Source organism: Psychrobacter immobilis, from assembly GCF_003148585.1.
In the GTDB taxonomy this organism is placed as follows: Bacteria; Pseudomonadota; Gammaproteobacteria; order Pseudomonadales; family Moraxellaceae; genus Psychrobacter; species Psychrobacter immobilis.
In genome coordinates, this window is record NZ_QGGM01000009.1 from 40,251 (window position 1) to 57,329 (window position 17,079).

Annotated in this window: 23 protein-coding genes; 4 read left to right on the forward strand and 19 right to left on the reverse strand. The window is 41.9% G+C overall.

Going from position 1 to position 17,079, the window contains the following annotated elements; translation table 11 throughout:
- Nucleotides 1–4 precede the first annotated feature (4 nt).
- Nucleotides 5–502: a DUF4124 domain-containing protein gene (locus C8D84_RS08450; RefSeq protein WP_109591463.1), complete on the forward strand. Its 498-nt coding sequence runs from the start codon at nt 5–7 to the stop codon at nt 500–502.
- An 8-nt stretch (nt 503–510) separates the two neighbouring features.
- Here C8D84_RS08450 and C8D84_RS08455 read toward each other — a convergent pair whose 3' ends face one another.
- Nucleotides 511–2,250: an NAD(P)H-hydrate dehydratase gene (locus C8D84_RS08455; protein WP_109591465.1), complete on the reverse strand. Its 1,740-nt coding sequence runs from the start codon at nt 2,248–2,250 to the stop codon at nt 511–513.
- A 192-nt stretch (nt 2,251–2,442) separates the two neighbouring features.
- Here C8D84_RS08455 and queG point away from each other — a divergent pair, with 192 nt between their 5' ends.
- The gene (gene queG / locus C8D84_RS08460; protein ID WP_109591467.1) at nt 2,443–3,675 is read left to right on the forward strand and encodes a tRNA epoxyqueuosine(34) reductase QueG; all 1,233 of its coding nucleotides are present in this window, start codon (nt 2,443–2,445) and stop codon (nt 3,673–3,675) included.
- Between the two features lie 101 nt (nt 3,676–3,776).
- Here the strand turns inward: queG and lysM are convergent, their stop codons facing one another.
- From lysM to C8D84_RS08490, 6 genes are all read right to left on the reverse strand, one after another.
- Nucleotides 3,777–4,286: a peptidoglycan-binding protein LysM gene (gene lysM / locus C8D84_RS08465; protein ID WP_055125278.1), complete on the reverse strand. Its 510-nt coding sequence runs from the start codon at nt 4,284–4,286 to the stop codon at nt 3,777–3,779.
- 302 nt (nt 4,287–4,588) lie between these two features.
- Complete coding sequence (acpP, locus tag C8D84_RS08470; protein WP_025652201.1) at nt 4,589–4,825, reverse strand: acyl carrier protein; 237 nt, start codon at nt 4,823–4,825, stop codon at nt 4,589–4,591.
- A 282-nt stretch (nt 4,826–5,107) separates the two neighbouring features.
- Nucleotides 5,108–5,836 carry a 3-oxoacyl-ACP reductase FabG gene (gene fabG, locus C8D84_RS08475; protein ID WP_045454442.1) on the reverse strand — a complete coding sequence of 243 codons (729 nt, stop codon included), beginning with the start codon at nt 5,834–5,836 and terminating at the stop codon, nt 5,108–5,110.
- Nucleotides 5,833–6,801 (reverse strand): ACP S-malonyltransferase, encoded by a 969-nt coding sequence (gene fabD / locus C8D84_RS08480; RefSeq protein ID WP_087814664.1) that lies wholly within the window; start codon nt 6,799–6,801, stop codon nt 5,833–5,835. The genes fabG and fabD overlap by 4 nt, the downstream gene beginning before the upstream one ends.
- Before the next feature lie 437 nt (nt 6,802–7,238).
- Nucleotides 7,239–7,421 (reverse strand): 50S ribosomal protein L32, encoded by a 183-nt coding sequence (gene rpmF / locus C8D84_RS08485; RefSeq protein ID WP_011512869.1) that lies wholly within the window; start codon nt 7,419–7,421, stop codon nt 7,239–7,241.
- Between the two features lie 337 nt (nt 7,422–7,758).
- The gene (locus C8D84_RS08490; RefSeq protein ID WP_045446650.1) at nt 7,759–8,352 is read right to left on the reverse strand and encodes a YceD family protein; all 594 of its coding nucleotides are present in this window, start codon (nt 8,350–8,352) and stop codon (nt 7,759–7,761) included.
- A gap of 185 nt (nt 8,353–8,537) precedes the next feature.
- Between C8D84_RS08490 and C8D84_RS08495 the strand changes: the two genes are divergently transcribed.
- Nucleotides 8,538–9,278: an elongation factor P hydroxylase gene (locus C8D84_RS08495; protein ID WP_109591469.1), complete on the forward strand. Its 741-nt coding sequence runs from the start codon at nt 8,538–8,540 to the stop codon at nt 9,276–9,278.
- Nucleotides 9,279–9,496: 218 nt separating this feature from the next.
- The gene (locus C8D84_RS08500) at nt 9,497–10,117 is read left to right on the forward strand and encodes an L-threonylcarbamoyladenylate synthase (RefSeq protein WP_109591471.1); all 621 of its coding nucleotides are present in this window, start codon (nt 9,497–9,499) and stop codon (nt 10,115–10,117) included.
- Nucleotides 10,118–10,195: 78 nt separating this feature from the next.
- Here C8D84_RS08500 and rplQ read toward each other — a convergent pair whose 3' ends face one another.
- From rplQ to rplF, 12 genes are all read right to left on the reverse strand, one after another.
- The gene (gene rplQ, locus C8D84_RS08505; RefSeq protein WP_021813387.1) at nt 10,196–10,555 is read right to left on the reverse strand and encodes a 50S ribosomal protein L17; all 360 of its coding nucleotides are present in this window, start codon (nt 10,553–10,555) and stop codon (nt 10,196–10,198) included.
- A gap of 19 nt (nt 10,556–10,574) precedes the next feature.
- Nucleotides 10,575–11,582 carry a DNA-directed RNA polymerase subunit alpha gene (locus C8D84_RS08510; protein WP_045446643.1) on the reverse strand — a complete coding sequence of 336 codons (1,008 nt, stop codon included), beginning with the start codon at nt 11,580–11,582 and terminating at the stop codon, nt 10,575–10,577.
- Between the two features lie 80 nt (nt 11,583–11,662).
- The gene (gene rpsD, locus C8D84_RS08515) at nt 11,663–12,304 is read right to left on the reverse strand and encodes a 30S ribosomal protein S4 (protein WP_010196731.1); all 642 of its coding nucleotides are present in this window, start codon (nt 12,302–12,304) and stop codon (nt 11,663–11,665) included.
- Between the two features lie 48 nt (nt 12,305–12,352).
- Nucleotides 12,353–12,742 (reverse strand): 30S ribosomal protein S11, encoded by a 390-nt coding sequence (gene rpsK, locus C8D84_RS08520; RefSeq protein WP_045454458.1) that lies wholly within the window; start codon nt 12,740–12,742, stop codon nt 12,353–12,355.
- Nucleotides 12,743–12,762: 20 nt separating this feature from the next.
- Nucleotides 12,763–13,119: a 30S ribosomal protein S13 gene (rpsM, locus tag C8D84_RS08525; protein ID WP_021813384.1), complete on the reverse strand. Its 357-nt coding sequence runs from the start codon at nt 13,117–13,119 to the stop codon at nt 12,763–12,765.
- Nucleotides 13,120–13,372: 253 nt separating this feature from the next.
- Nucleotides 13,373–13,489 (reverse strand): 50S ribosomal protein L36, encoded by a 117-nt coding sequence (gene rpmJ / locus C8D84_RS08530; RefSeq protein ID WP_010196721.1) that lies wholly within the window; start codon nt 13,487–13,489, stop codon nt 13,373–13,375.
- A gap of 32 nt (nt 13,490–13,521) precedes the next feature.
- A complete protein-coding gene (gene secY, locus C8D84_RS08535; RefSeq protein WP_173936727.1) occupies nt 13,522–14,853 on the reverse strand; it encodes a preprotein translocase subunit SecY in 1,332 nt (443 codons plus the stop codon).
- A 19-nt stretch (nt 14,854–14,872) separates the two neighbouring features.
- Nucleotides 14,873–15,313 (reverse strand): 50S ribosomal protein L15, encoded by a 441-nt coding sequence (gene rplO, locus C8D84_RS08540; protein WP_045446637.1) that lies wholly within the window; start codon nt 15,311–15,313, stop codon nt 14,873–14,875.
- The gene (rpmD, locus tag C8D84_RS08545; protein WP_010196714.1) at nt 15,313–15,492 is read right to left on the reverse strand and encodes a 50S ribosomal protein L30; all 180 of its coding nucleotides are present in this window, start codon (nt 15,490–15,492) and stop codon (nt 15,313–15,315) included. Before rpmD ends, rplO begins: the two co-directional genes overlap by 1 nt.
- 20 nt (nt 15,493–15,512) lie before the next feature.
- Nucleotides 15,513–16,028: a 30S ribosomal protein S5 gene (rpsE, locus tag C8D84_RS08550; protein WP_010196711.1), complete on the reverse strand. Its 516-nt coding sequence runs from the start codon at nt 16,026–16,028 to the stop codon at nt 15,513–15,515.
- A gap of 2 nt (nt 16,029–16,030) precedes the next feature.
- Nucleotides 16,031–16,381 carry a 50S ribosomal protein L18 gene (gene rplR / locus C8D84_RS08555; RefSeq protein WP_021813381.1) on the reverse strand — a complete coding sequence of 117 codons (351 nt, stop codon included), beginning with the start codon at nt 16,379–16,381 and terminating at the stop codon, nt 16,031–16,033.
- A gap of 11 nt (nt 16,382–16,392) precedes the next feature.
- Nucleotides 16,393–16,926 (reverse strand): 50S ribosomal protein L6, encoded by a 534-nt coding sequence (gene rplF / locus C8D84_RS08560; RefSeq protein WP_045446634.1) that lies wholly within the window; start codon nt 16,924–16,926, stop codon nt 16,393–16,395.
- Nucleotides 16,927–17,079 lie beyond the last annotated feature (153 nt).

Here is a 17,079-nt window from a genome sequence, read left to right on the forward strand (position 1 = left end):
TACTATGGCATATACGTCTAAAATCAATACTGCTACCAAACTGCTTGTGAGTACTGCGTATGTGCTAATGCTGTCGATGAATGCCAGTCATGCTATTCAAGTTTACAAATCTGTTGGTGCACATGGTGAAGTCAAATACAGCCAACATGTGCCGCAAAATGGTAAAAACATTGAGCTGATTGAATTTCGTAGTGACGGCAGACAAAGCAATGCAGGACAATTGGCTGGCAAAACAGATGCCAATCAAAGTACTAGTACTCAAAGCGTAGAAGAGCAAAGAGTTGCAGCGCTTGAAGCACGGATTAAAGAACAAGAAGCACAAGCCAATGCACAGCGTTGCCAGTCACTCCGCAATAATTTGACCAACTTGAATGTCGGCGGACGTATTTATGAGATGGATGCAAATGGCAAGCGTCAATATTTAGACGGTCGTGAAATTGAACTCAAACGTGAACGTGTACAGCAGGCAATTGATCAGTATTGTGGCAACTCAACTACCTAGGCTTAATGCTAATTATAGACGTTAATCAATAGCTGCATCACATGACGAATGGCTGCTGGCATATCCTGAGCTTGTAGTCCTCGTTGTCCAACCAACAACGTATTATTACTTTGATTGACCAGCGTATCCCCTGCTAATCCATGTATAACAACCGCTTGATGCAAGCTTCGCATTCCTGATGATAAATCTTGTTGTGCTAGCAGACCAGCAATGACACCAGATAACACGTCACCCATGCCAGCCGTCGCCATCCCAGCATTACCGACAGCACAAACATAAACGTGGTGCTCATCTAAGCCCTGCTCTAATATCAAAGAACCTGCGCCTTTTAGCACCCATTCACCACCATAAGTTGTAGCGCACTGTTTTATCGCTTGTAGTCTATTGCTTTCCACCTCACTGATTCTCTTATTCAGTAATCTAGCAGTTTCGCCACTGTGCGGTGTTAAACAAACTTGATGATTAACGCTATATTCTCGCAGCTGACTGACCAATTCATGATGCTCTAATTGCAATGATGCCAAATGATAAAGTCCATCAGCATCAATCACTATTGCCTTTTTAGCTGTCATCGCAGTTTGTAGATACTTTATAAACAACACTTTTGCTTTTTCATCACGACCAAGCCCCATACCAATCGCAATCACAGTGGCTGACTTGATTAACTCCTGCACTCCGTCCATATCATGCAAATTAATCGTCATTGCATCTGGTAGCGACGTTAATAGGGCGCTATGAAAAGCCTCATGGCAAGCAACTGTAATTTTACCCGCTCCTGCCGCCATCGAGCTCGAAGCAGACAGTATCGCAGCGCCGCCCATACCTTGTGAGCCATCGATACGATTACCGCCAATAATCAGTACATGACCATAGCTACCTTTGTAGCTATTTTGACGGCGAGGACTTAGACCATATGCAATAGTAATCAGTGTTGCTACTGGCATGAATCTTTTGTCATTTATTGGATAAGGTATCAGCGGTATATCAACTACCTTGCCGCTACAATCCATACCATCCTTGGTATGCAAACCGAATTTCCGTGCAATTAAGCATAGCGTTATATCAGATTGTATAGCCACATGCTCAAATACCTCACCAGTCGAAGCCACCAAACCACTTGGAATATCAACCGCAATGACCAAGGTGTTATTTCGTTCAGATAACTCATTAAAAGTGCTAATGGCTGTTTTATAAACACCTGTAGGCGCACGATCCAGTCCAATACCAAACAGCGCATCAATATAAACATCGGCTTGCAGATTACCATCTACTTCTTCTTCTAGATCACAAGCACTATTTTCAAAGCGTTGATAAGGGCAATTGGCCAATAGCGCCTCTTTTAGGGCTTTTTGTGCGTCGGAGAATGCTATTGTGTCACTGGTATCAAAATCATCACTCTCAAAACCCACTGTTACCACTTGTACCTGCCAACCCATTTGCTGTAAATAATAAGCAATTAGCCAACCGTCGCCACCATTATTACCCTTTCCAACCCAAATGCTCACTCGATGCTGACGCATATGACGACGAGGCACATAAGTAGTGGCTGATGGATATATGTTTAATTGTTTTTGTTCATATAATTGCTCTATGTGTTGCGCCATTTGCCAGGCTGCTTGTTTCATCAACCCAAAACTATCATGACCCTCTACAAACCATGCTTGCTCCATCGCATAGAGTTGTTCGCTGCTATATAACGGGATAGGTTTTGTACTTTTTATAGGTGATAAATCGATCTGATTTTTCATAACTAATCCTTGAGTATTTTTTGCTGATTTTTTATTTTATTGAGATATGATTACTATCATTTAGCATCAGCTTAGCAAACGCTTACATCAACGTATGTATCAATATGAATGTGAAATTATTTGCTTTTATACTTGCGCTCTTAGCTCACTGGCTTATTATATCGATATTCACTCTATCGCCTACTGTCACACATGAATAATCTTCCTAAAGCAAACTTGCCTATCTCTTCAACCCAGCAGAAATCAGCTAAGCAAATCTCTTCTGAACCTAAGCCTGCGTCCGAAAAAAAGATTAAGGTAAATAATAGCCCAATATTTACCACCACAGCAGATGTCAAACAATGGATTAAAGACCAAGCACAGGCTTTAGGGTTTGCCGACTGCGGTTTTTTATCGGTGCATCATCCTTTATTTGCTAAGCAGATTGTACAATTGCAACAATGGCTCGAAAAAGGCTATGAGGGGCAACTGCAGTTTATGCATAACAATCATGAACTGCGGGCAAATCCTGACCAACTGGTAGAAGGGGCAAAAACCATCATCAGTGTCCGTATGGATTACCTGACTCAAGCACCAACTCCACGTACGATTACTGACAATGACTACCCCAATCAAGGTATCATTGCTCGTTATGCCAGAGGACGCGACTATCATAAAACGATGCGCAGTCGTTTGAAGCAATTGGCACTAAAGATAGAAGCCATGCTTCCTGAGTGGCAACACCTCAATATAGGTTCAGAGCAAGATTTTATTTTTAGGCCTTTTAGCGACTCTGCTCCTATTTTCGAGCGACCCATTGCCGATGCTGCTGGTCTTGGCTGGACAGGAAAGCACACCTTATTAATCAACAAGCAAGCGGGTTCATTTTTTGTATTGGGTGAGCTATTTATTAGCCTAGAGTTACCTGATGACAAACCCGTCAAAAAGCATTGCGGCAGTTGTAGCGCTTGTATCGATATCTGTCCCACTCAAGCGATTGTCGCGCCCTATGAGCTCAATGCTTCAGCTTGTATCTCCTACCTCACTATCGAGCACGACGGTATTATCGATATAAAATACCGCCGCGCGATTGGTAATCGCATCTTCGGTTGTGACGACTGTCAACTTATCTGTCCTTGGAATCGCTACGCCAATCTTACACCTGTAGAGGATTTCGCACCACGGCATAACCTTGATAGCAGCAGTTTGCTTGAGCTGTGGCAATGGCAAGAAGCTGAATTTATGAAAAAAACTGAAGGCAGCCCGCTTAGACGCACAGGCTATGTGAACTTTTTGCGTAATATCGCGATTGGTCTTGGAAATGCTAATGGTAATGAAGAAACCATTACTCAGTTACAATCAAAGTTGGGCGTACATAACGAAATGCTCGATGTACATATCAATTGGGCCATAGCTGAACAGTACGAGAAGTTAAAAAACCTCTAAATCTTAAGTTTATATTTCTATACGCCAAAAAAATGCCTCTTATTATAGTAAGAGGCATTCTTTATTTTATTCACGCATATCTCTGACAGTTCAAAACCATATTATGGCTTAGGAATGCGTAGTACTTGACCAGGATAAATCTTATCAGGGCTAGATAGCATGGGCTTATTGGCTTCAAAGATTTTCATATAATCATCCGCTGAACCATAAACCTCTTTTGCGATCTTAGACAAGCTATCACCAGATTTCACTGTATACATCGTTGACTCAGGCGCATCTTCTTCGATATCGATATTATCGATTACCTTGGCCACGTTTTGTACATTACCAATGGCGATAATCGCTTTTTCGCGGTCTGCTTGTGTTTTAGCTTTACCGCTGATTTCTGCAGTATCTGTTGAGCCATTATACTTGATTTTCAAATCGCTAATATTAAGATTCTGCTGTTGAATACGACGAAGTAAAATATTGGCAACTGATTGCGCAGAAGGTTCGCTACTCTGTACTGGCGTATTAGCGTCTGCTTTTGTTTCTGACTTGGCATCGTGTTTGGCGTCATCACGATTGAAAATTTTATCACCGATATCTTTTGCAAAACTGAACATACCCATTTACATACTCCTTTAAATATTGTTATTTATTATTCATCATTATTTTTTTAATGGCATATACTTTCATATATAACCACACTTTATATATCACTATACTTTGTTACTACTTACCATTATGAGTATAGACAAAGATAGGTGAGGTAGATAGTAATAGTATGTTGAGTAATGTTGATTTGGCGTAGCTTATGTTAACGTATTGATTAGTCATATAACCACCTGTTGCCATGGCAAATTATCAACATAAAAAAACCGCCTATCTCTACAGATAGGCGGCTAAAATAACTCGCTAAGCCACTAGCTAATTATAGCTGCGCTTGTACATAATCAATCGCTTTTTGAACAGTCGTTAATTCTGCTGAATCTTCATCAGGAATGGTAATGCCAAAGTCACTTTCAAATGACATAACCAATTCGACTAGGTCTAACGAATCTGCACCTAAGTCTTCCATAAATGATGCATCATTGTTGATATCTTCAACATTCATACCCAATTGCTCAGCTACTGCAGCTTTAACTCTTAGCTCGGTATCATTACTCATGTAGATTTCTCCTTTTTGATCTATTATTTTGGCAAGTCACCATAGGCCTATTATTAGACTCTACAGCATTGTATATAAAATCATATCTTCAGATTAGCACAGCTATCTGAGTACTTTGTAACTTGTTTTATAGCTGGTTATACGTTTTGACAGATGTCTAGTAAAGCCCTGCTATAATACAGGGCTTTGACATAAAAGTATCCGTCATTATAACACCCTTTATTATAGTTTACACTCGTGCACAGAGTTTTTTATTATAACTGTGTAACACTTATTTATCACCTACATATACATACCACCATTGACAGGAATAACAGCGCCTGTGATATAACTGGCCTCATCACTGGCTAAGAAATGTACGGCGGCTGCAATGTCTTCTGGCTGTCCAAGGCGGCTGATAGGTACAGCGTCTAGCATAGAGTTCAATAGGCGCTCATCAAGCTCGTCCGTCATATCCGTTTCGATCAAACCAGGGGCTACACAATTAATCGTCACTTGTCGTGAGCCAATTTCACGCGCGAGCGTACGGCTGAACCCTTCGACGCCTGCTTTGGTCGCCGCATAGTTAGACTGACCTGCATTACCCATTTGCGCAACGACAGAGGTTATATTGATGATGCGACCACGGCGTGCTTTCATCATACCGCGCACAGCACGTTTACTCATGCGGTATACCGACGTCAAATTGGTATCGATAACATTTTCCCAGTCGTCATCTTTCATACGCATCAGCAGACCATCTTGGGTGATACCTGCATTATTGACCAAGACTTGTACTGCGCCGTAGACGCTCTCAATCTCTTCAAACAGCTTATCAATTTGTGCGGTATCACGCACGTCTAAAACACGTCCAATACCGCCACTATCGTGGAGATAACCATCAATCAGTTCAGCACCTTTTTCCGTAGTCGCTGTACCAATAACAAAATGTCCTTCTTTGGCGAAGCGTTTGGCAACGGCTTTACCAATACCACGGCTAGCACCTGTCACTAGAGTAATCGTACGACTCATGATAACACCTCCATTAATTTATCAAGACGAGCGGGCTTGTCAGTAGGATAGCTCGTAATTGGCTGTGCTTGACGCTTCGCCAAGTTGCTCAATACATTACCACTGCCACATTCGATTAAAATATTAATTTGTTTGTCAGCCAGCTCTTGCATGGTTTTTGACCATAACACTGGTTGGCTTAATTGCTCTGTTAATGCCTGCTTGATACCGACCGCACTGCTCTCAACACGCGCATGTCGATTTTGGATAACAGGAATCGTCGCTTGATCAAATTTTATTTCTGCCAGAATCTCAGCCAATGCACTACTGGCTGGCTCCATAAGCGCGCAATGTGATGGTACGCTTACCTTTAGCGGGATGGATTTTTTGCCGGTGTTTTGCACTTTATCAATAACGGCATTCACACCAGCAGCATTACCCGATATCACCACTTGTCCTGGACTATTAAAGTTGGCTGCACCTACAATGGCACCTTCGACATGTTCAGTCGCTTGCTCACACAAGTTTTCTACTCGATTGTCCTCAAGCCCTAACACTGCTGCCATGGCAGTATCGACACCTACAACGGCTTCTTGCATCAACTGACCGCGCTTATGTACCAATTTAACCGCATCAGCAAGCGATATGACTTCAGCCGCACAAAGCGCACTGTACTCACCTAGAGAATGACCCGCTAAATAACAAGGCGCTGTGGTTATTTTTTGTTTTAAGATACGCCAAATGGCGATGCTGGCCGTCAGTAATGCTGGCTGAGTATATTGTGTTTGATTGAGTTTTTCTTCATTTTGACAGATTGCCCATAAGTCTTCACCAAGCGCGGCGCTAGCTTCAGTAAAGGTATCGAGAATCTCTGGATAGATTTCAGCAAGCTCACTAGTCATCCCGACTACTTGCGATCCTTGACCAGGAAAAATTACCGCAATACGTGTCGGCGGCTTTTTTACCATATCGGGTACAGAGGCCATAACCAATATTCCTTATTTAATTGGAAATATCCCTAAAAACAATTGGGGTTTATTATATTATTAGAGGCGATATAAAGCCGTTGCTTTAGTATTTGTCTAAAAAAACGGATTATCGATAAACTATACACTGACGCACACTATTATCATAGCGGATGCTACTGAAACACGTATAGTAAAAGATACCACTCAAATTAAAATGGTAGAGTATATCGGTTCATTTTCATATTTTCTAAAGGCGCATGGTAAAAGGTTGTTCAAATACCTACCATAAAAGCCAATAGCAAAAAGCCAAGTTATCTAGCCACATAATATATGATAGCGAAATAACTTGGCTTTCTTCAGCTCAAAGCATATTACCTAATAACAGCGTTGCAAAAATAATGACAGTCACCAGTACTATCATTATTTTTACAATCAGCTATTGAATAGCCAATAATTTAAGCGTCTTGACTAACTTTAAACAACTGGCGACCACGGTAGAAACCATCTTTAGTCATGTGATGACGACGATGTTTTTCACCAGTGGTAGCATCTACGCTTATCTCAGCGATTTCCATACGATGATGTGAACGGCGCATGTCACGACGAGAACGACTTTTACGACTTTTTTGAACGGCCATGATATAGCTCCTATACTTAAAAGGGGATAAGCTTGAAATTCAGCTTTAATCGACACTGACAGAGGCTATATAATCACAACAACCTAAGTCTTACGCATCATTAGTTAAATAGATTGCCACGTATTAAAGTGTTGATTACGTCTAAAATCTATAGTTAGTCTGCAAGATCAGCATCTATCTGCCAGTAGCAGATTGCTAGAATGCAATAAACGGGACATTATACGCATGTTTAGCGGATTAATAAAGCCCTGCTTCTCACTCTTTGGTAGAAAGCTGATGAAAGGTATCATAAATTTATTAAGTAGTACATTGATATATGACTTGTCTCTTAATAAGATTACAACTTGCCTTTTAGCGAGGCTAAAGCAGCAAAAGGATTTTCGCTTTCTTCCTCTTCTGGAATCTCACCAAATTGCTCTACCGTCATTTCACAGTCGTCATGTTTTGGTGACATTGGCGTCTTCAGCAATATCTCATCTTCTACCAATTTTTTGAATGGCAATAAAAGCTCTGGTGCAGGCTCAGTAATAATTTCATCAAGTAATAAATAGTCTTGTTCATCATTGATTGAACGTGCTTGGCTCTCATCTTCTAGTAGCGCAATATTATAATCATCAGACAAATCGATAGCTACTGGCTGTAGGCAACGCTGACAGGTTAACCAAACTTCACCCGTCAGTGTGAATGCCAAATGTAAGACATTATTGCGGCGATACAGATTGGCATTAAGCGAGATGTTTGCTTGTTCATGTTCGGTGGCTAAGGTAGCAGCAAGACGTTTGAAAGCGCTTGGCTCTACCTCTCCTGTCCATTCATAACCAGTATCTGCCCATTTATCCAAAGAAATAGATTCAGGCATACTAGTAGATAAAGGCGCTTTTTTATTATCAGCATAACCTGCTGACGGTTTACTTTCTGGAGTGCTTGACATGCGCGACCTCATTCATCAAAACGGTGTATAATATTGCCTGCCATACTAACGGAAAGCATTGAGCGACGCTAGCGCTAGTATGTTAAATTTATTTGATATGAACTCTATTTTCATCTCTTTATTTCTCCTATTTATATTCAAAGATAGTTCTTCTTTTTATCTTTTATTTGACCAGTGTTTTACCTATGAATGTGTTTAATGATAAACCTGACTTCTCGAACCTACTTTCTGCACTTGAAGCAAAAATACTATTGCAACGTCTCACTACGTTAACCAGTAATGTGAATGCCTCTTCCACTGACTCGTGGAACCTTAACAACAATCAGTGCTTAGAGGATGTAAAAAGTGAATGGCAAAGGTTAGAAAGGTTAGCTGCTATCAAAGGCTTAGATGGCACTCCATCATTGGTTAATAAATACGAGCAAGCGGCTACTGATTGGCTCATCCAATTATTCAATAATTTATTCACTCATCAAAACGTTACATTGGTTCGTGGACAAGGAGAACCAGAGTACTTTCCGGCACAAAATAACGAACCCGCAAAAATTGAATTCGCTCATGGATTTTTTGCTAGTGCGTTGCATGAGCTAAGCCATTGGTGTGTGGCTGGAGAGGCTCGTAGACGTTTGCCTGATTTTGGCTACTGGTACGCACCAGATGGGCGTACCGCCGCTCAGCAGCAAGCATTTGAGCGCGTAGAGATTAAGCCACAAGCGTTAGAGTGTTTATTTACTCTCGCTTGCGAACGATCATTTGAGGTGTCACAAGATAATTTGTTTGCTGACTTTGATACGAGCAATAGTACATTCGCAAATGACGTCTACCGACAAGTGCAACAATACATTGCTAAGCCCAATATATTGCCATCTGATGCTAAGACTTTATTACACGCTTTACTCAGTGTCTCTATAGCTGATCTAGAATAACAGCAGCATATCAGCGCAAAGGTGTGGCATTTTTGCGTTAACGATTGTCTACGCATAATAACGGCTTGCAATCAAACTTATATTGGCTTTGCGCTATACTAAGAAGGCAATGATGCTTTTTTAGTAAATTTAGTGAAAGAAGCGTACGCGTCACAAATGTTCTACTTAGTCAAAAACCTCACACTTAAAAACCCATAATTATAAAATAAGGAACTGCTATGCAAGTATTTTATATTCATCCAGAAAATCCACAGCCACGTCTGATTGAGCAAGTGGCGGATCTCTTACGTAAAGACCAGCTCATTATCTACCCTACCGATACCAGCTATGCTTTTGGTTGTCGCTTAGGGGCAAAGGATGCACTCGATAAGCTCAAACAAATTCGTGAACTTGATGATAAACACCAGTTTACCTTACTGTGCCGTGACTTAAGTGAAATTGCCAACTATGCTGCAGTGGACAATATACAATTTAAACAGCTCAAAGCACTTACTCCTGCGCCCATCACCTTTATCCTCAATGCCACAAAAGACGTACCAAAAAAATTGGCACATGCGAAGAAAAAAACCATCGGTATTCGAGTACCTAGCAACGCCATTGCTCAAGCGCTTTTAGAAGCCATGGATGAGCCGATCTTAACCAGTTCATTAATTCTACCCAATCGCGACGACATACTAGATGATCCCTTTGAGATTGAGGATTTATTAGGCAATCAAATCGACGGTTTGATAAATGCAGGTATAAAAACCACTAAGCTCACTACGATTGTTGATATGACTGGTAGCCAGCCTGAAATTATCAGACAAGGTGCCGCGGATGTAGATTCACTACTACGGTAATAAACTAAAGCATCAGACACAAAAAAAGCTCCAATTCAATTGGAGCTTTTTTATATACATCTTTTGCTTATTGTAAAATTAGTCGCGATCAACCAATTCTACATAAGCCATTGGCGCATTGTCACCATCACGGTAACCACATTTTACGATACGCAAATAGCCACCTGGACGCGTCTGGTAACGAGGACCTAACGTGCCAAATAGTTTGCCTACCATAGCTTTGCTACGCATACGGCTAAACGCTAAACGACGGTTAGCAACGCTGTCTTCTTTAGCCATAGTGATTAATGGCTCGGCAACGCGACGTAACTCTTTTGCTTTTGGTAAAGTTGTTTTGATCAGTTCATGCTCAAATAATGAGTTAGTCATGTTCTGAAACATTGCCTTACGATGACTGCCGGTACGACCCAGCTTGACTCCACTCTTACGATGGCGCATAGTCAAAAATCCTTAAAGTTTAACGGCTACGATAAGAAAAGCGATCATCAACACGAAGGTCAGCTGGTGGCCAGTTATCTAGGCGCATACCGAGCTCTAAATCTTTAGACGCTAGTACGTCTTTGATTTCCGTTAATGATTTCTTACCAAGATTTGGGGTTTTTAGAAGTTCAGTCTCTGAACGTTGTACCAAATCACCGATATAGTAAATGTTTTCAGCTTTCAAGCAGTTGGCTGAGCGAACCGTTAGTTCAAGATCGTCCACAGGGCGTAATAGCACCGGATCAACCTCTTCTTTCTCTTTCACAGGCTCAGGCGCTTCTTCAGCTTCTAGGTCAACAAAGATAGAAATCTGTTGTTGTAAAATAGTGGCTGCTTTACGAATTGCTTCTTCTGGATCTATAGTGCCATTAGTTTCAAGCTCAATGATAAGACGATCAAGATCAGTACGCTGCTCTACACGAGCGTTCTCAACCTGATAAGCAACACGAAGCACAGGACTAAAACTTGCATCAAGCTTTAAACGTCCGATTGCTTTAGTATCACCATCTTCACGGCGCTGGTTTGCTGGCTCATATCCACGACCCATTACTACACGCAAACGCATCTTAAGATGACCACGATCACTCAATGTACCCAACACCAATTCTGGATTGACGATGTCTACATTATGCGGTAACGCGATGTCTGCAGCAGTAATAGTGCCTGGACCTTGTTTATCCAAGGTCAAAAATACTTCATTTTGGTCATGAAGCGTAATAGCCAAGCCTTTTAGATTCAAAAGCAAGTCAAGTACATCTTCTTGTAGCCCTTCAAGCGTTGAGTATTCATGGTCAACACCATCAATCTCAGCTTCAATGACTGCAGCACCAGGTAATGAAGATAACAAGATACGACGTAAGGCATTACCAAGGGTATGCCCAAAGCCGCGTTCTAACGGTTCGAGCGTGACTTTCGCAATCGTTTCATTAACCGTATCCACATTAATGGCATTCGGCGTTAGAAACTCAGTTGCATTTAGCATCATGATGTCACCTCGATTTATTAAACTGGTTTAATTAACGTTGATTGCTCAATGCCGTTTTCACGACATCGAGCAGTACGTCATTACTTAGAGTATAGCTCAACGATCAAGCTTTCGTTGATTTCAGCAGGTAGATCAATACGATCAGGCGCTTGTTTGAACGTGCCTTGTAATTTGCTGTGGTCAACATCTAGCCATTCTGGAATACCACGTTGGGTAGCCAGCTCAATTGCGTTTTTAATACGTAATTGCTCGCGAGACTTCTCTTGGATAGCGATGACATCACCATCTTGCAACTGAATTGATGGAATGTTCACACGAACAAACTCATCACGGCCAGCTTTTTTTACCATAACAGTACGATGACTGACTAGCTGACGTGCTTCAGCGCGAGTTGAGCCAAAGCCCATGCGATAAACAACGTTATCTAGACGGCTCTCAAGCATGGCTAACAGGTTTTCACCAGTAGCACCGCGCTTACGAGCAGCTTCTTTATAGTAATTAGCAAACTGACGCTCTAGTACACCATAGATACGCTTAACTTTCTGCTTTTCACGCAGCTGTAAAGCATATTCTGAGGTCTTGTTACGGCTTACACCGTGTTGACCTGGTGGACGACCAGCTTTTTTCGTTTTTACGTCGTATGGTTTAACGCCAGACTTAAGACCTAAGTCAGTGCCTTCACGACGTGATAATTTGAGTTTTGGTCCAATATAGCGGGCCATTGTTATGTCTCCTATAAGCTTTTGGGATAAAAAGCTTCGTCTTTAATATTAGACGCGGCGCTTTTTCGGCGCACGGCAACCATTGTGTGGGATTGGGGTTACATCAGAGATGCTGTTAACTTTATAACCCAATGCACCTAGTGCTCTTACCGCAGACTCACGACCCGGTCCTGGTCCTTTGACCAAAACGTCGATATTCTTAACACCATATTCTTGAGCCGCTTTACCAGCGACTTCAGCTGCAACCTGAGCTGCAAATGGTGTAGATTTACGTGAACCACGGAAGCCTTGTCCACCTGAAGTGGCCCAAGCCAGTGCATTACCTTGACGATCGGTAATCGTAACAATGGTGTTATTAAAAGACGCATGGATATGGGCAATGCCCTCCGATACTGAACGACGAGTCACTTTCTTGCGACTACGAGTGTCTTTAGCCATCTTTTAGCTTCCTAAGTTAATTATCTTTTGAGAGGGCGTGTCGGACCCTTACGAGTACGAGCGTTGTTCTTAGTATTCTGACCTCTAACTGGTAGGTTACGACGATGACGGATGCCACGGTAACAACCAAGATCAACTAAACGCTTGATATTCATTGACACTTCACGACGAAGATCACCTTCAGTCATGTAATTTGCAACTTGTGCACGGATAGCATCTAACTGTGTATCATCTAACTGACTAACTTTAGTAGTAGGGGCAATGCCAACTGCTTCTAAGATTTTCTGAGCAGTGGTACGACCTACACCAAAGATGTAAGTTAGTGAAATAACAGCATGCTTATTATCCGGAATGTTTACGCCGGCAATACGAGCCATTGATTTCTCTCCATTAAAGAAAAATAAGCGTTATTTATCAATAAGGCTTTATTTTTCAGATTTGTTGCTGTCAATACTAAAGCTTTTATAATTATTATCGCTGCTTTGACTTGGTCACAAGCCTATTCATTGACGGTCTTATAAAAGTTTTTGCATAAACTACGGCAAGTGGCGGATGATATCCCATCCGCCGTCATTTTTCAAGTATTAATTGAAATAGTAACAAAAGTCTGAGACTTTATAATACTAAATATTAACCTTGACGTTGCTTGTGGCGAGGTTCTGCTGTACAGATGATATGTACACGGCCTTTACGGCGTACAACTTTACAGCTACCACAAATCTTTTTAACTGATGCTTGAACTTTCATAGCATGCTCCTTTGAGATATCGTACCGCTCATTTAAGGTTGAGTGGGCGATTGAATTAACGTCTGATCATGATATTGATGGGTCATCAAATGCGCTTGGATTTGCGAAATGAAGTCCATTACCACAACCACCATAATCAGTAAAGACGTACCACCGAGTTGAAACGGCACACCAAACGATGACTGGACGACCATTGGCATTAAACAAATAACCGTCATATACATCGCGCCAATAAAGGTCAGTCGGTTTAATACATGATCTAGGTAACGCTGAGTTTGTTGTCCGGGGCGAATACCTGGGATATACGCACCACTACGTTTAAGGTTTTCAGCTACTTCACGTGGACTAAATACCAGTGCCGTATAGAAGTAACAGAAGAAAATAATCATCGCGCCAAACAGAACCAAATATAGCGGCTGTCCTGGAGACAACACCAATGCCATATTCTGTAGTATCTTTTGTGTAAGGGTAGGATCAGTTGATTGACCGACCCACTGCCCTAAACTTGCTGGAAACAACAACAACGAGCTGGCAAAAATGGCTGGGATAACCCCTGCCATATTAAGCTTCAGCGGCAGATGTGACTGCTGCTGAGCATATATTTTGCGACCTTGTTGCTGCTTCTGTGCATAGTTCACTGGGACACGGCGCTGAGCACGTTCAATATAAACGATACCAGCAGTAACCGCGATACCTAGTAGCACAAAAATAAACAGTACAATCAAGTTCATTTGTCCTTGATTGACCTGTTCAATAGACTGCGAAATCATACCTGGAGTACCAGCCACAATACTCGCAAAAATGAGCATTGAAATACCATTACCTACGCCGCGCTCTGTAATCTGCTCACCAAGCCACATCAAGAACATAGCGCCCGCTACCAATGAGGTAACCGCTGGAATATAAAAGGTCAGACCAGAAGATAAAGTAAGATTTTGACTGATTAAGCCAGCACACATTCCTAATGACTGTACTAGGGCTAAAGCAAGTGTCCCTTGACGGGTATACTTGTTCAACTTACGTCGTCCCGCTTCGCCTTCTTTTTTGAGGGCTTCAAGCGATGGCAATACTGCAGACATCATTTGTACAATAATCGATGCTGAAATATATGGCATAATGCCGAGCGCCATAATGGACATACGCTCTAGTGCACCACCTGAGAACATGTTAAACATGCTCAAAATGGTGTTTTCGTTGCGCGAAAACAGATCAGCCAAGTTGACCGGATTGATACCCGGTACTGGAATATGTGACCCTAAACGATAAACAACCAATGCGCCGATTAAGAATAATAAACGCGTCCATAATTCATCATACTTGCGTATGAATGCAAATGGATTGAGCGGTATACCAGTCGATGACATTGATTGTTTTGACACGTTACTACTCCTCGATGCTACCACCAGCAGCTTCGATTGCTAGCTTAGCGCCTTTAGTCACTTTGATACCTTTAAAGGTATAAGCCTTAGTGACTTCGCCTGACAACATAATACGGGCACGCTTCATGTCGTGACGAATTAGGTTAGCAGCTTTAAGTGTTTCAAGGCTAACCACATCGCCATCAATTTTATTTAGTTCAGAAAGACGTACTTCAGCCGTCTTCATTGCCATTTTACTGGTAAAACCAAATTTCGGTAGACGACGATATAAAGGCATTTGACCACCTTCAAATCCTGAGCGTATGCTAGAACCTGAACGAGATTTCTGACCTTTTACACCACGACCACCAGTCTTACCAAGACCTGAACCGATACCACGACCACGACGTTGGGCAGTTTTCTTTGCGCCAACACCTGGTGATAATTCATTTAATCTAAGACCCATTACGCTTCCTCCACTTTTACCATGTAGTTAACGCGATTGACCATACCACGTGTTGAAGGTGTATCTTCTACTTCAACAGTATGATTAATACGGCGTAAACCCAATCCTTTCAAGCTCGCTTTGTGGCTCTTTAGGCGATGGGCACCCGATTTAAATTGAGTGACTTTCATTTTTTTCATCGTAACTCACCTAGTCTAAGTTAACCCAAGATTTCGTCTACAGATTTACCACGTTTTGCTGCCATCTTCTCTGGAGTTGACATATCACGTAAACCGTTAAACGTTGCGCGAACAACGTTAGCAGTATTGGTAGAACCATAACATTTAGTCAAAACATCTTTGACACCAGCAACTTCTAATACAGCACGCATTGCGCCACCAGCGATTACGCCAGTACCTTCAGATGCAGGCTGCATATAAACTTTACTAGCACCATGACGTGCTTTGATCGGATGATACAAAGTTGCATCATTAAGCTCAACAGTAATCATATTACGTTTGGCAGCTTCTAGTGCTTTTTGGATAGCAGCTGGCACTTCACGTGCTTTACCGCGACCAAAACCAACACGACCATTGCCATCGCCCACTACAGTCAATGCAGTGAAAGAGAAAATACGACCACCTTTAACAACTTTTGCAACGCGATCAACGGTAACTAAGCGTTCTACTAGACCGTCAGTCTGTTCATTTTTATCATTTTTATCATTTCTAGCCATGATTAAAACTCCAATCCGTTTTCGCGAGCTGCTTCTGCTAAAGCTTTAACTCGACCATGATATTTAAAACCACTACGGTCAAAGGCAACTTTAGTGATACCAGCTGCTTTTGCGCGTTCTGCGATCATTTGGCCCACAGACGTTGCTGCATCAGCATTACCAGTCGCGCCTGAGCGCAAGCTGCCGTCTAAGGTAGATGCCTGAGCAATCACTTCACCACCGGTAGGAGAGATAATCTGGGCATAAATATGTTTTGGCGTGCGAGTAACCGTTAAGCGATGAACGCCTAAGAAACGGATATGCGCGCGGGTTTTCTTAGCTCGACGCAGACGAGCTGCTTTTTTATCAAACATTTCAACTCACCTTATTTTTTCTTGGCTTCTTTGCGAATCACATGCTCGTCACTATAACGAATACCTTTACCTTTATAAGGCTCAGGTGGGCGGAAACCGCGGATATTAGCCGCTGCTTGACCAAGCTGCTGTTTATTGTTTGATTTCAAAACAATTTCAGTTTGCGTTGGGGTTTCAGCTGACACACCTTCAGGCAACGTATATTCTACTGGATGAGAGTAACCAACGTTCAAAGTTACCTTGTTACCAGCAACTTGTGCGCGATAACCAACACCAATTAACTGAAGACGCTTTTCAAAGCCTTCATTCACGCCTTTAACATAGTTGTTAACAAGAGCGCGCATGGTGCCAGTGTGCATCATAGCTTCTTTTGAATCGACTGTAGGTGAGAAAATGATCGCATCATCTTCCTGTTTCAGCTCGACCAATTCATGCAGGCGTAAAGACAAAATGCCGTTCTTGCCTTTCACTTCGACCTGCCGATCGTTCAAAGTAACACTTACGCCGTTTGGCAGTGTCACTGGGGCTTTAGCCACACGAGACATAGGAATATTCCTTAAAAAATTAACTTCTTTATATTAGCGAAAAAACTAACAGGCTAAAAAGCGTGTTAGTTTAGCATAGTTGACTGCGTTAGACACCTATCAATTTGAAATAATTCATTATTACTCAATCAATAGAAGTCTAACAATCATCAA

Excerpts from the sequence above, each read along its gene's own strand:
- rplO (WP_045446637.1), bottom strand. The coding sequence starts at position 15,313 with ATGGGTCTTAGATTAAATGAATTATCACCAGGTGTTGGCGCAAAGAAA.
- C8D84_RS08500 (WP_109591471.1), top strand. The coding sequence starts at position 9,497 with ATGCAAGTATTTTATATTCATCCAGAAAATCCACAGCCACGTCTGATT.
- rpmJ (WP_010196721.1), bottom strand. The coding sequence starts at position 13,489 with ATGAAAGTTCAAGCATCAGTTAAAAAGATTTGTGGTAGCTGTAAAGTT.
- fabG (WP_045454442.1), bottom strand. The coding sequence starts at position 5,836 with ATGAGTCGTACGATTACTCTAGTGACAGGTGCTAGCCGTGGTATTGGT.
- fabD (WP_087814664.1), bottom strand. The coding sequence starts at position 6,801 with ATGGCCTCTGTACCCGATATGGTAAAAAAGCCGCCGACACGTATTGCG.
- acpP (WP_025652201.1), bottom strand. The coding sequence starts at position 4,825 with ATGAGTAATGATACCGAGCTAAGAGTTAAAGCTGCAGTAGCTGAGCAA.
- rplQ (WP_021813387.1), bottom strand. The coding sequence starts at position 10,555 with ATGCGCCATCGTAAGAGTGGAGTCAAGCTGGGTCGTACCGGCAGTCAT.
- queG (WP_109591467.1), top strand. The coding sequence starts at position 2,443 with ATGAATAATCTTCCTAAAGCAAACTTGCCTATCTCTTCAACCCAGCAG.
- rpmF (WP_011512869.1), bottom strand. The coding sequence starts at position 7,421 with ATGGCCGTTCAAAAAAGTCGTAAAAGTCGTTCTCGTCGTGACATGCGC.
- rplR (WP_021813381.1), bottom strand. The coding sequence starts at position 16,381 with ATGTTTGATAAAAAAGCAGCTCGTCTGCGTCGAGCTAAGAAAACCCGC.
- C8D84_RS08490 (WP_045446650.1), bottom strand. The coding sequence starts at position 8,352 with ATGTCAAGCACTCCAGAAAGTAAACCGTCAGCAGGTTATGCTGATAAT.
- secY (WP_173936727.1), bottom strand. The coding sequence starts at position 14,853 with ATGTCATCGACTGGTATACCGCTCAATCCATTTGCATTCATACGCAAG.
- C8D84_RS08450 (WP_109591463.1), top strand. The coding sequence starts at position 5 with ATGGCATATACGTCTAAAATCAATACTGCTACCAAACTGCTTGTGAGT.
- rpsE (WP_010196711.1), bottom strand. The coding sequence starts at position 16,028 with ATGGCTAGAAATGATAAAAATGATAAAAATGAACAGACTGACGGTCTA.
- lysM (WP_055125278.1), bottom strand. The coding sequence starts at position 4,286 with ATGGGTATGTTCAGTTTTGCAAAAGATATCGGTGATAAAATTTTCAAT.
- C8D84_RS08510 (WP_045446643.1), bottom strand. The coding sequence starts at position 11,582 with ATGATGCTAAATGCAACTGAGTTTCTAACGCCGAATGCCATTAATGTG.
- rpsM (WP_021813384.1), bottom strand. The coding sequence starts at position 13,119 with ATGGCTCGTATTGCCGGCGTAAACATTCCGGATAATAAGCATGCTGTT.
- C8D84_RS08455 (WP_109591465.1), bottom strand. The coding sequence starts at position 2,250 with ATGAAAAATCAGATCGATTTATCACCTATAAAAAGTACAAAACCTATC.
- rpsK (WP_045454458.1), bottom strand. The coding sequence starts at position 12,742 with ATGGCTAAAGACACTCGTAGTCGCAAGAAAGTGACTCGTCGTTCAGTA.
- rplF (WP_045446634.1), bottom strand. The coding sequence starts at position 16,926 with ATGTCTCGTGTGGCTAAAGCCCCAGTGACACTGCCAAACGGCGTAAGT.
- C8D84_RS08495 (WP_109591469.1), top strand. The coding sequence starts at position 8,538 with ATGAATGTGTTTAATGATAAACCTGACTTCTCGAACCTACTTTCTGCA.
- rpsD (WP_010196731.1), bottom strand. The coding sequence starts at position 12,304 with ATGGCCCGCTATATTGGACCAAAACTCAAATTATCACGTCGTGAAGGC.
- rpmD (WP_010196714.1), bottom strand. The coding sequence starts at position 15,492 with ATGAAAAAAATGAAAGTCACTCAATTTAAATCGGGTGCCCATCGCCTA.